This window comes from Stenotrophomonas sp. TWI273 (genome assembly GCF_039674765.1).
GTDB lineage: Bacteria > Pseudomonadota > Gammaproteobacteria > Xanthomonadales > Xanthomonadaceae > Stenotrophomonas.
Genome location: NZ_JBDJOA010000003.1, coordinates 107,286 through 118,959, shown reverse-complemented (window position 1 = coordinate 118,959; position 11,674 = coordinate 107,286). Strand labels below are relative to the sequence as shown.

Genomic DNA, 11,674 nt, shown 5'->3' with positions numbered 1-11,674 from the left:
GTCATGAAGCACTGGGGAGTGTGGGCCGCCGCGTTGCTGCTGGCAGTGAGCGTGTCGGGATGCGGCGAAAAGAATGAGGCGGCACCGGCGAACGTGGCGGTCGATCCGGCCTTCGAGGCCCAACAGCAGCAGTGGCGCCAACAGCGCTATGAAGCGCTGCACGCCGCCGATGGCTGGACCAGCCTGGTTGGCCTGCACTGGCTGGAGTACAAGGCGCACTACATCGGGCGTGGGCCGGGCAGCGGCATCCGTTTGGCGGTCGGCCCCGACAGGCTCGGCATGGTCGCGCGCGAGGGCAGCACCGTCTGGTTCACGCCGGAGCGTGGCGTGCCGATGCGCGTGGAGGGCAAGCCGGTCACCGGCCGCATCCGCTTCTTCAGTGATCGCGATCCAACGCCGACAGTCATCGCCTTCGATGACGACAAGGGCCGGCTCAGCCTGATCCATCGCGGTGAGCGCTTCGCGCTGCGGGTCAAGCACGCCGATGCCCCCTCGCGAACGAACTTCACCGGCCTGACGTACTGGCCGGGGGGGCCGTCCTGGCGCATCACTGCGCGCTTCGTGCCACATCCGGCCGGCAAGACGCTGCCGATCGTGGACATCACCGGACTGACCACGAACCTGCCCAATGCCGGCACGCTGGAATTCGAGCGCGCTGGCCGCACCTGGCGGCTGGAGGCGATCGGCGAGCCTGGCCGCGAGTTGTTCGTGATCTTTGGCGATCGCACCAGCGGCCACGGCAGCTATCCGGCCGGCCGCTATCTGGATCTGCCCGCGCCCGACGCGCAGGGCCGGGTGGTGATCGATTTCAATCACGCCTACAACCCGCCGTGCGCGTTCACCCCGTTCGCGACCTGTCCGCTGCCCCCCCCTGAAAACCGCCTGGACCTGCGTGTGGACGCCGGTGAGCAGGCGTACCACGCCCCTGAAGGAGAGGCTTGATGATCTTGATGTTGTCGCGTGTCGTGTCCCCGTTGCTGATCGCGGCGAGCCTGTTGGTCGGTACGGGCGGCGCCGAAGCGCGCCCCGCGCCGCCGAGCGCGCCGGCAGCGGCGAAAGCCACCCCGCCGGTCCCGCTGTTGTGGAAGGTGACCGGCCCGGGCGACAGCCGCCTGTATCTGCTGGGGTCGTTCCATCTGCTGCAGCCGAGCGATTACCCGCTCTCTGCCGATGTCGATCAGGCGTTCACGGCGTCCCAGCGGGTGGTGTTCGAGCTGTCGCCGCAGGACATGGAATCGCCGCAGCTGGCACAGAAAATGGTGCAGGCCGCGATGCGCACCGATGGCTCGGAGCTGAAACGCGATCTGGACGCCGCGACCTGGACCAGGCTGCAGGCCTATGCGCAGGAGAACAAGCTGCCGCTGGCCCAGCTGCAGGGCATGAAGCCGTGGTTCGTCGGCCTGACGATCACCCTGAGTCAGTTCACCAAAATGGGGCTGGACCCCGCGCTCGGCCTGGATCGACATTTCATGACCCGCGCCGCGAGTGCCGGCAAGGCGACCGCCGGGCTGGAAGACATCGATACCCAGATCGCGGTGCTGTCGGGGATGTCGGCCAAGGAGCAGCAGCAGATGGTGGCCGAAGCGCTGGAGCAGGCCGGCAAGGGCGACGAGATGGGGCGCAAGCTGCATGACGCCTGGCGCCGCGGCGACGACAAGCTGCTGTGGACCTCGATGGCCACCGAAATGCGCGGCCAGTACCCGCAGCTGTACAAGCGCATCAACACCGACCGCAACGATGCCTGGGTGCCCAAGCTGCAGCAGCATCTGCAGGCCGGGCAGGGCGGCACGATGGTGGTGGTGGGCACGTTGCACCTGCTCGGCAACGACGGTGTGGTCGAAAAGCTGCGCGCCAAGGGCTACAAGGTGGAGCGCGTCTGCACCGGCTGCGCCAAGCCCAAGCGCTGATGCGCGCGGCTGGACGGCGATAGGGCCGACCGCACGGCGTCGATGACGTCGCCGGACCCTGAAACGAGAAAAGGCGCGGCCCGAGGGCAGCGCCTTTTTCTTTATTGCGCCGAGCGTGGGCTCAGCGGCGGGTCTTGCCTGCGCCCGGTGGCGGCGTTTCCGGCTTCTTGCCGGTACCCGTGCCCGTGCCCGTGCCGGTACCCGTCCCGGTGCCACCTGGGCGGCCGCCGAAGCCGGCGCCCATGTTGCGCTGGAAGTCCTGCCACATCTCCATGTTGCGCTCGGTCAGCTGGTTCATCATCGCCCAGGGGGTCTGGCCGAGCAGATTGCCCATCTGCTGGCGGAACTGCTGCTGCTGGTCCAGGAAGACCTGCATGCTGCGCTCCAGATAGTTGCCCATGAAGCCCTGCAGCGAGTCGCCATAGAAGCGGATCAGCTGGCTGAGCAGCTGGGTGGACAGCATCGGTTCGCCGTCCTGCTCCTGGTCGGCGATGATCTGCAGCAGCACCGAGCGGGTCAGGTCATCGCCGCTCTTGGCGTCACGCACCTCGAAGTCCTCACCGTCCAGGATCAGCTGGCGCACATCCTCTATGGTGATGTAGCTGGAGATTTCCGTGTCGTAGAGCCGGCGGTTCGGGTACTTCTTGATAATGCGGGTCGCAGCCATGAAGCAGTCACTCATCACAGTAGGCGCGCAGCATGGCGCAGTGCAGCAGCCTATGCAACCGCCATAGGTAGCAAGGGGCCGCATTTATGTTGCGCAACATGGAGTGCAGCATTTTCGGCGCTTACCACCCCATGTGGTGGCCGCCGTTGATGTCCAGGTTGGAGCCGGTGATCCAGGACGCTTCCTCGTTGACCAGGAAGGCCACTGCGTAGGCGATCTCTTCCGGCTTGCCGAGGCGGCCGGTGGGGATGTCGGCGATGATCTTGGCGCGCACTTCGTCCGGCACGGCCATCACCATGTCGGTGGCCACATAGCCCGGCGAAATCGTGTTCACGGTGATGCCGAAGCCGGCATTCTCACGGGCCAGCGAAATGGTGAAGCCGTGCATGCCGGCCTTGGCGGCGGCGTAGTTGGCCTGGCCGTACTGGCCCTTCAGGCCGTTGATCGAGCTGATCTGGATGACCCGGCCCCAGCCGCGGCGGCGCATGCCCTCGATGACCGGGCGGGTGACGTTGAACACCGAATTGAGGTTGGTGTTGATCACGTCGTGCCACTGGTCCGCACGCATGCGGTGGAAGGTGGTGTCGCGGGTGATGCCGGCGTTGTTGATCAGGATCTCGACCGGGCCCAGCGCCGCTTCGACAGCCTGCACCATGCTTTCGGCGGTGCCGGGGTCGGACACATCGCCCGGGAAGATCGCCACATCGCAGCCGCGCGCCAGCATCTTCTCGCGCCAGGCCTTGGCTTTGGCTTCGTCACGGTAGTTGGTGGCGACCCGATGGCCCTGGTCGGCCAGGCGTTGGCAGATGGCAGTACCGATACCGCCGGTACCACCGGTGACCAGTGCGACGCGAGATGTCATGAGCAGCTACTCCGAAAGGCAGGGCGAACAAGGGGGAACAGGATTCTGCAACATCAGCGGGCAAAAGGGGCGCCCGCGCCGGCGCCGTGCGGCAGCGGAATGTCGCCCGGTGGCAATCGCGCCGGATCGAAGCCATCGGCCGCCTGCTGAAGCCACCCGCCCACCTCATCGGCCCCTGCACCGATCGCCGGATCCTGGCCCAGCTGCGCCCATGCCCGCCGCAGCGCTGGCAGCGGCTGGGCGGGATCCACCGGCAGCGCCGCCTCGGACTTGGAGAGCTTGCGCCCCTCCGGACCGAGCAGCAGCGGCAGATGCAGGTAGCGCGGTGTCGGCAAATCCAGGGCCTGCTGCAGCAGGATCTGGCGCGGCGTGGAATCGAGCAGGTCCGCCCCGCGCACTACGTCGGTCACATGCTGCGCGCCATCGTCGACCACCACTGCCAGCTGATACGCCCAGTAACCGTCGGCCCGGCGCAGCACGAAGTCGCCGACCTCGGCGTGCACGTCCTGCACGATCCGGCCCTGCAAGCCGTCGTCGAATCGCACCACGCTGCCCGGCGCTACCCGCAGCCGCACCGCCGGTTGCGCACGCGCGGCGCGGGGCACGCAGTGGTGATGGATGCCGCCCTGCGCAGCCAGCTCGCTGCGGCTGCAATGGCAGGCAAATGCCTTGCCCTCGCGCAGCAGGCGGTCCAGCGCGCCCTGGTACAGCGCATCGCGCTGGCTCTGATGGACGATCGGCCCGTCACTGCGCAACCCGAAGGCGGCCAGTGCGGCCAGTTGGCCGCTCACCGCGCCAGGCACCGTTCGAGGAGGATCGACGTCCTCCACCCGCACCAGCCACTGGCCGCCGGCGTGGCGGGCGAGCAGCCAGCTGCCGAGCGCCGCCAGCAGCGAGCCGGGGTGCAGGGGGCCGGTAGGCGAGGGCGCAAAGCGCCCGTAATAGGAGGAATCAGACATGGACTATGAATCGTCGGTCAGTTTGCGACTTGAATTCAAGCTGAAGTCCCCGCAGATTTGCACTCATCAACCTCCCATGAGCGTCCTTTTCCCATGTTCAGTCGCATTGCTCTCTTCCTGCTGACCAACTTTGCGGTGCTGATCCTGGCCGGCATCGTGATGTCGGTAGTGGGCGTCGATCCCAACAAGATGAGCGGCCTGCTGGTTTTCGCGGCCATCTTCGGTTTCGGCGGCTCGTTCATTTCCCTGCTGCTCTCCAAGTTCATGGCCAAGCGCTCCACCGGCGCCGTCGTGATCACCGAGCCGCGCAACCCGACCGAGCGCTGGCTGCTGGCCACCGTGGAGCGCCAGGCCCGTGAAGCCGGCATCGGCATGCCCGAAGTGGCCGTGTACGAAGGCCCGGAGATCAACGCCTTCGCCACCGGCGCCAACCGCAACAAGGCCCTGGTCGCAGTGTCCACCGGCCTGCTGCACAACATGAGCGAAGACGAAGCCGAAGCCGTGCTCGGCCATGAAATCGCCCACGTCGCCAACGGTGACATGATCACCATGGCCCTGCTGCAGGGCGTACTCAACACCTTCGTGATCGTCCTCGCCCGCATCGTCGGCGGCTTCATCGACAGCGCCCTGTCCGGCAACCGCGAAGGCGGCGGCCGCGGCTTTGCGTACTACATCATCGTGTTCGTCCTGGAAATGGTGTTCGGCCTGTTCGCCACCATGATCTCCATGTGGTTCTCCCGTCACCGCGAATTCCGCGCCGACGCCGGTGGCGCCCACCTGGCCGGCCGCCAGAAAATGATCGCCGCCCTGGAACGCCTCAAGGTCAACCACGGCCAGAGCACCCTGCCGACCCAGATCGCCGCCTTCGGCATCGCCGGCGGCGCTGCCAAGAAGCTGTTCATGAGCCACCCCCCGCTGGACGAGCGCATCGCCGCCCTGCGCGCCGCCAACAACACCGTGGTGTAACCCACCGCAGTGCGCTGACCAGAACGCCCGGCTTCCGCCGGGCGTTTTTGTTGGGCGAGCAGGTGCCCCGAGTGGACTCAGCAGCACGAGCGCTTCCATCCGCCACATCAAGATCTGTCGAGAGGCCGGTGGGTAGCCTGGGCCAAGACCGTCAGGGCGCCATGGAGGGCGCCCACGAGCCCCCAGGGATGGGTTTACGGCGCGTCTTGGCCCAGGCTACCCAACGGCCTCTCGCCCTCAGCAATGGAAGCGCTGCCGCTGCCGCTGCCGTTGCTGTTGCTGTTGCCGCTGCCGTTGGCAGCAATTCAACAGCAGCCGACCAACGGTCGGCACTACCGTGGCACGCCGAGCAGGGTGCACGACGACGTGTCCAGCAGGGCGCACGATGACCGCCCACAAACAACAACGGCGCCCGAAGGCGCCGTCATCATGCAGATCAGATCCAGCCCGATCAGAACTTCGCGTCGAACTCCGCCGCGTAGCCCGTATTGACCAGCACCTTCTGCAGCGCATCGCTGATCTTCACATTGCCAGCCACGATCTGCTGCGTCTCCGGACCACGGCTGTCCATACGGGCCGGCGTAGCGCCCTTGAAATCGCAGACGCGGCCACCGGCCTCGCGGACCAGCAGCACACCGGCGGCGATGTCCCAGGCCTTCACACCGGCCTCGAAGTACGCATCGGCACGGCCACAGGCCACATAGGCCAGGTCCAGTGCCGCCGAACCGGTGCGGCGCACGTCTTCGGCCTGCACCAGCAGCGCGTCCACCGCCTTCAGCTGCGCGCTCGTGCGCTGACGCTCACGCGGGGCAAAACCGGTATGGATCATCGCGCCGCCCAGATCCTTGCGCTCGGCAATCCGGATACGGCGGTCATTGAACACCGCGCCCGCACCACGGCTGGCGGTGAACAGCTCATTGCGAAGCGGATCGAAGATCACCGCGTCGATCGGCTCACCGTTCTCGACCAGGGCGATGGACACACAGTAATGCGGGAAGCCGCGCAGGTAGTTGCTGGTGCCGTCCAGCGGATCGATGACCCACATGTAACGGTTGACCGACTGCACGCCACCTTCTTCACCCATGATCCCGTACTCGGGATAGGCGCGCTTGAGTTCCTTGACGATGACCTTTTCCGCATCTGCATCGACTTCACTGGCATAGTCCATGCGGCCCTTCTGCACGACGTTCAACGCCTCGAGCTTGTTGATGTTGCGCAACAGGACGTTGCCGGCGAGGCGGGCGGCCTTGACCATGACGGTGACGGCGGGTTTCTGCATGGCGAAAAGCTCCCGTAAAGGCAGAGTAGGGGTTTGGCGGGGGAAAAGAGCGGTCCCGGCGCAGAGGCCGGTCGCACAGTTTACCATTTGTCGCTGTCCTGCTCGCATTTGGCCTGTTCATGTCCGTAGAAACCGCTCCCGCCCGCATCCGCTTCGTCCTGGTCGGCACCCAGCACCCCGGAAACATGGGGGCGGCCGCACGCGCCATGAAAACCATGGGCCTGGGCCGCCTGGTCCTGGTCGCCCCTGAAAAACCGCTGGATGAAGAGGCCTTCCGCCGCTCGGCCGGTGCCGAAGACGTCCTGGGCGACGCGCCGGTGGTGGCGACCCTGGCCGAGGCCGTGGCCGACTGCCGCTTCGTGCTGGGCTGTACCGCCCGCTCGCGCCGGGTCCAGCTGGAAGAGCTGCTGCCGGCCGTGGCTGCTCAGCGCGTCCTGGCCAAGGCCGCCGAGCCGGCCGAAGTGGCCTTCGTGTTCGGCCGTGAACGCACCGGCCTGACCAACGAAGAGCTGCAGCTCTGCCACGCCGCCGTGCATATTCCGTCCAACCCGGACTTCAGTTCATTGAACCTGGCCGCCGCTGTCCAGGTGCTGGCCTATGAAGTGCGCATGGCCATTCTCGGCGCGGCCGATGCCCCTGTCGCCGTCCCGGCCGACCCCGGCTTCGGCGAAGCGCCGGCCAGCCATGCCCAGGTGGAAGGCCTGTTCGGCCAGCTGGGTGACACCTTGGATGAGATCGATTTCCACAAGGGCCGTGCCCCCGAATCGGCGATGCGCAAGCTGCGCCGTCTGTTCCTGCGCACCGAATTGAGCGAACAGGAAGTGCGCTTGCTGCGCGGCATCCTCTCCGACGCACAGCGCATGGCGCGATTGGCGACGAATAAGCCCCTGTAAGCTGACGCAGTTCTCATTTTTTCGGGTAGTCTGTCTCGATTCCTTGGGGGGAGTGATGGGCTTGTCGGGACTGCGAAGGCTGCTGCAGAGCGTAGTGCTGTGTCTGGCCATCGCCGCGATGACCGGCCCGGTGTGGGCCGGCCCGGCGCAGGTGCTGGTGCTGGGCCGGATCAGCGACGACCCCAGGTCACACTATGCGCAACTGCAGCCCCTGCTCGATTACGTGATTCCGCGCATGCACGATGTTGGTATCACCGAAGGCCGCATCCTGATGGCGCGCGACACCCAGCAGATGGGCAGTTACCTGCGCCGCGGCCGTGTCGACTGGGTGACCGAGACCTCCGGTACTGCCGTCGCGCTGGGGTTGCGCAGCGGCGCCAGGCCGCTGCTGCTGACCGAGCGCAGCGGCGTTCGCGACTACCACACCGTGTTTTTCGTGCGCCGCGACAGCCCCATCCAGACGCTGGAAGACCTGCGTGGGCATACCCTGGCGTTGCAGAACGTAGCCTCCACCAGCGCGTATCTGGTGCCGGTGATGACCCTGCTGCAGCACGGCGAGACGCCGGAAATCCTGGCCTCGATCGGCGATGTCGCCGCACCGGATACGGTGGGTTACGTGTTCGCGCGGTCGGAATCGAACATCGCCACGTTCGTCCACAAGGGGCTGGTCGATGCCGGTGCGGTGAGCAGCGTGGACTGGTCCGATGCCAAACGCATTCCGGCCAATTTCCTGCGCGATTTCCGCATCATCCATCGCACCGAACCGTATCCGCGTGCGGTCGAAATGGTGCGTGACGACCTGGATCCGAAGGTGCGCGACCGGTTGCAGCAGGTTCTGCTGGATGCCGCATCGGATCCGCAGGCGCAGCCGGCATTGAAAACATTTTTTGGTACGTCCGGGTTCCACCGGGTGGATGCGCAGATGCAGCACCGGCTGGATGAATTGAAACAAGGCTTGACGCGCGTGCGGATGGAAGTGGAATGAGTCGCTTGGGTTCGGGAATGCAGGCCCGCTTCGTGCTGGCGATGGGCGGCGCGATGCTGGTCGTGGTGGCGATCGTGGCCGTGGTGCTGGGGCGCCAGGCGACGATGCAGGGGGAGGTGCAGCACCTCAGCGGGACGGTCATCCATGACCTGTTCGACCGCAGTGTGCGCAGCCGGGGCGAAGCGCTGGCGCGGGAGCTGTCCGATGCGCTGGCCAATCCGCTCTATTACAACGACCTGGAGCAGGTCGGTGCGCTGGTGCGCAATACCTCGCGGCAGCAGGTGGTGCGCTATGTGCTGGTGTTCGATGACAACGGCAGGCTGATCCACGACGGCACGCTGGACGTGCTCGAGTTTGGCCAGCCGATGACCGATCCGCTCGCGGCGGGCGCGGCCGGCGCGCGCGGGCTGGTGGTGCAGCAGTCGCCCAAGGTGCTCGACAACGCGATGCCGATCATGATCGGCAACCAGCGGATCGGCGGCGTGCGCGTGGGCATGGCGCTGGACGATGTGCAGGCCATGGAGCAGCAGGCCAACCAGACCCTGGGCGACCGCCTGCAGCAGGTCGGCAAGCGGCACCTGGGCTGGCTGCTGCTGATGCTCGGCCTGCTGGTCGGAATCGGCTCCGTGGTGATCATCTACGTGCAGCGCACCCTGGTCACGCCGATCCGCTGGCTGGCCGGCGCCGCCCGCCAGATCGAGGCCGGCGATTACACCCTGCAGATGCCGGAGATCCGGCGCCAGGATGAGGTGGGGGAGCTGATGCGCGCGTTCGGTCGCATGAGCCAGGCGATTGCCCGGCACGACCGGGAGGTGCGGCACATGGCCTATACCGACGCCCTGACCGGGCTGACCAACCGGCTGGCCTTCCGCGAGGCGCTGGATCATCGCTTGATGGCGGCACGGGCCTCCGGGCATCGGCTGGGGCTGTTGTTCGCTGACATGGACGATTTCAAGCGCGTCAACGACACGCTGGGCCACGAGGCCGGTGACGAGGCCTTGCTGCAGTTCGCGCAGCGGATCAGCGCGGCGGTGGCCCAGGCCGGTGGGGATGAAGCGCTGCTGGCGCGCTTCGGTGGCGATGAGTTCGTGATCCTGATCGGTGACGGCGATGTTCCTGCCGGCGCCCGTGAGCTGGCCGAGATTCTCGTGCGTGAGTTGGGCAAGCCGCTGGTGGTGCAGGGCCGCGAGCTGTTCCTGGGCACCTCGATCGGCGTGACCCTGTTTCCCGATGATGCCGCCGATGCCACCACGCTGCTCAAGAACGGCGACATCGCCATGTACCAGGCCAAGATGGCGGGCAAGAACTGCTACCGGTACTACAGCCGGGCCATGGATCACGCGGTCGAGCGCCGCGTGCACATGGAACAGGAGCTGCGCGGCGCCTGGGAGCGCGGCGAGCTGCGGCTGGCCTATCAGCCGATCTACCGGACCCGCGACCGCCGCATGGTCGGCGTGGAGGTGCTGCTGCGCTGGCAACACCCCACCCTGGGCACGATTCCGCCCTCGGTGTTCATCGAAGTGGCCGAGCAGAGTGGCCTGATCGAAGTGATCGGCCCCAAGGTGCTGCGCGCGGCCTGTACCGAGGCGGTGCAGTGGCCGCCGGGTGCCGATGGCGAAGGCCTGTTCGTCTCGGTCAACGTGTCACCGCGCCAGCTGCGCGGTGGCGAGCTGCCGACGCTGGTCGCCGACTGCCTGCGCGACACCGGCCTGCCGGCCTCGCGCCTGCACCTGGAGCTGACCGAAACCGCCGTGATCGGCGATGAAATGCTGGCTGCCGCGCTGCTGGACAAGCTGCACCGGACGGGCGTCAAAGTCTGGCTGGACGACTTCGGCACCGGCTTCTCCGGCCTGAGCCACCTGCGCCAGGTGCCGGTGGACGGGGTCAAGATCGACAAGAGCTTCGTGGCCGACATGCAGCGTGACCCGGACGATCTGGCGTTGACCACGGCGATCATCGCCATGGCCCATGCACTGGGGATCACCGTGGTGGCCGAAGGCATCGAGCAGGAAGTGCAGTTCGATCTGCTGGCCCAGCGCGGCTGCGACCTGGCCCAGGGCTACTGGTTGAGCCACCCGGTCAGTGCCACGGACGTGGTGCAGCTGCTCGAGGCCGGCAGCTGATCAGACCGGGCGCTTGCTGCTGTCGCCGGAGATCTCGCGGACCAGCTTGGGGACCAGGTAGCCGGACAGGCGCGCGGTCAGCTGCGCATGCAGGTCCTTGGCGGTGTCGTCGGCCACTTCGAAATGGGCCACGCCTTCGACCCGGTCCACCTGATACAGGTAATAGGGCAGCACGCCCGCCGCGAAACTGCGCTCGCTCAGCGCCTGCAGCGCCTCGATCGAATCGTTGACCCCGCGCAGCAGCACCGCCTGGTTGAGCAAGGTGGCACCGGCCTCACGCAGGCGCGCCATCGCGGCGTCCACCGATGCGTCGAACTCATTGGCGTGGTTGGCATGGATCACGAACGCCACCGGCCACGGCAGCGAGCCGATCCACTGCACCAGCGCGTCGTCCACGCGCTCGGGCAGCACCACCGGCAGGCGGCTGTGGATGCGCAGGCGGCGCAGGTGCGGAATCTGCGTCAGGGCCTGGGTCAGCTCCACCAGCTTGTGGGTGGCCAGCGAGAGCGGGTCGCCGCCGGACAGGATCACCTCGTCGATGTCCGGGTCCTGCGCGATCGCATCCACGGCATCGCGCCAGCCCTCGCGGGCCGCGTTCTCGGTGCCGTAGTCGAAATGGCGGCGGAAACAGTACCGGCAGTTGATCGCGCAGCTGCCGGTGGTGACCAGCAGGGCGCGGCCGCGGTACTTCTGGATGACCCCGGTGGCCTTCTTGGCCGCCCCGTCGCCCACCGCATCCAGGCTGAAGCCGGGCACGACCTTCAGCTCGTCGGTGATCGGCAGGACCTGGCGAAGCAGGGGGTCATGCCGGTCGCCATGACGCATCCGGGCTGCAAAGCCTTGCGGCACACGCACCGCGAACTGGCCGGCCGCCTCGTCCGAAACGCCCAGTTCCGCCGGATCCAGCCCCAACTGGCGCAGCAGCTCGCGCGGGTCGCGGATCGCCTCGCGCCACCGTTGCTGCCAGCGGACGGGGGCGGCCAGGGGCGTGGCGGAAAGCTGCATGGAATGGGGGCCTGCGGTTATCATGTGG

10 protein-coding genes and 1 pseudogene are annotated in these 11,674 nt (G+C 67.0%); 6 read left to right on the top strand and 5 right to left on the bottom strand.

Annotated elements, in window-relative coordinates; all coding sequences use genetic code 11:
• Positions 1 to 3: 3 nt before the first annotated feature.
• The gene (locus ABE571_RS05100; RefSeq protein ID WP_346493325.1) at positions 4 to 942 is read left to right on the top strand and encodes a DUF1684 domain-containing protein; all 939 of its coding nucleotides are present in this window, start codon (positions 4 to 6) and stop codon (positions 940 to 942) included.
• 2 nt (positions 943 to 944) lie between these two features.
• Positions 945 to 1,907: a TraB/GumN family protein gene (locus ABE571_RS05095; protein ID WP_346481771.1), complete on the top strand. Its 963-nt coding sequence runs from the start codon at positions 945 to 947 to the stop codon at positions 1,905 to 1,907.
• 121 nt (positions 1,908 to 2,028) lie between these two features.
• On the opposite strand, the gene phaR is transcribed toward ABE571_RS05095, so the two are convergent.
• The 3 genes and pseudogenes from phaR to gluQRS form a co-directional block, all read right to left on the bottom strand.
• A complete protein-coding gene (gene phaR / locus ABE571_RS05090; RefSeq protein ID WP_313218920.1) occupies positions 2,029 to 2,574 on the bottom strand; it encodes a polyhydroxyalkanoate synthesis repressor PhaR in 546 nt (181 codons plus the stop codon).
• 121 nt (positions 2,575 to 2,695) lie between these two features.
• Entirely contained in the window at positions 2,696 to 3,436 is a 741-nt protein-coding gene (gene phbB, locus ABE571_RS05085) for an acetoacetyl-CoA reductase (RefSeq protein WP_121038246.1), read from the bottom strand.
• A 39-nt stretch (positions 3,437 to 3,475) separates the two neighbouring features.
• Positions 3,476 to 4,395, bottom strand: a pseudogene (gluQRS, locus tag ABE571_RS05080) (tRNA glutamyl-Q(34) synthetase GluQRS); the annotation flags it as partial.
• A gap of 93 nt (positions 4,396 to 4,488) precedes the next feature.
• On the opposite strand from gluQRS, the gene htpX reads away from it, so the two are divergent.
• Positions 4,489 to 5,361 (top strand): protease HtpX, encoded by an 873-nt coding sequence (gene htpX, locus ABE571_RS05075; RefSeq protein WP_313212368.1) that lies wholly within the window; start codon positions 4,489 to 4,491, stop codon positions 5,359 to 5,361.
• 451 nt (positions 5,362 to 5,812) lie between these two features.
• On the opposite strand, the gene ABE571_RS05070 is transcribed toward htpX, so the two are convergent.
• Positions 5,813 to 6,640, bottom strand: coding sequence for an inositol monophosphatase family protein (locus ABE571_RS05070; protein WP_019182815.1), 828 nt, complete (start codon positions 6,638 to 6,640; stop codon positions 5,813 to 5,815).
• 119 nt (positions 6,641 to 6,759) lie between these two features.
• Here ABE571_RS05070 and ABE571_RS05065 point away from each other — a divergent pair, with 119 nt between their 5' ends.
• The 3 genes from ABE571_RS05065 to ABE571_RS05055 are packed head-to-tail and all read left to right on the top strand — an operon-like array spanning position 6,760 to position 10,641.
• The gene (locus ABE571_RS05065; RefSeq protein WP_313212367.1) at positions 6,760 to 7,533 is read left to right on the top strand and encodes an RNA methyltransferase; all 774 of its coding nucleotides are present in this window, start codon (positions 6,760 to 6,762) and stop codon (positions 7,531 to 7,533) included.
• 52 nt (positions 7,534 to 7,585) lie between these two features.
• Complete coding sequence (locus ABE571_RS05060; RefSeq protein ID WP_313212366.1) at positions 7,586 to 8,518, top strand: phosphate/phosphite/phosphonate ABC transporter substrate-binding protein; 933 nt, start codon at positions 7,586 to 7,588, stop codon at positions 8,516 to 8,518.
• Positions 8,515 to 10,641 carry an EAL domain-containing protein gene (locus tag ABE571_RS05055; RefSeq protein ID WP_346482746.1) on the top strand — a complete coding sequence of 709 codons (2,127 nt, stop codon included), beginning with the start codon at positions 8,515 to 8,517 and terminating at the stop codon, positions 10,639 to 10,641. The genes ABE571_RS05060 and ABE571_RS05055 overlap by 4 nt, the downstream gene beginning before the upstream one ends.
• Here ABE571_RS05055 and epmB read toward each other — a convergent pair whose 3' ends face one another.
• Positions 10,642 to 11,646 carry an EF-P beta-lysylation protein EpmB gene (gene epmB, locus ABE571_RS05050; protein WP_313212364.1) on the bottom strand — a complete coding sequence of 335 codons (1,005 nt, stop codon included), beginning with the start codon at positions 11,644 to 11,646 and terminating at the stop codon, positions 10,642 to 10,644.
• Positions 11,647 to 11,674 lie beyond the last annotated feature (28 nt).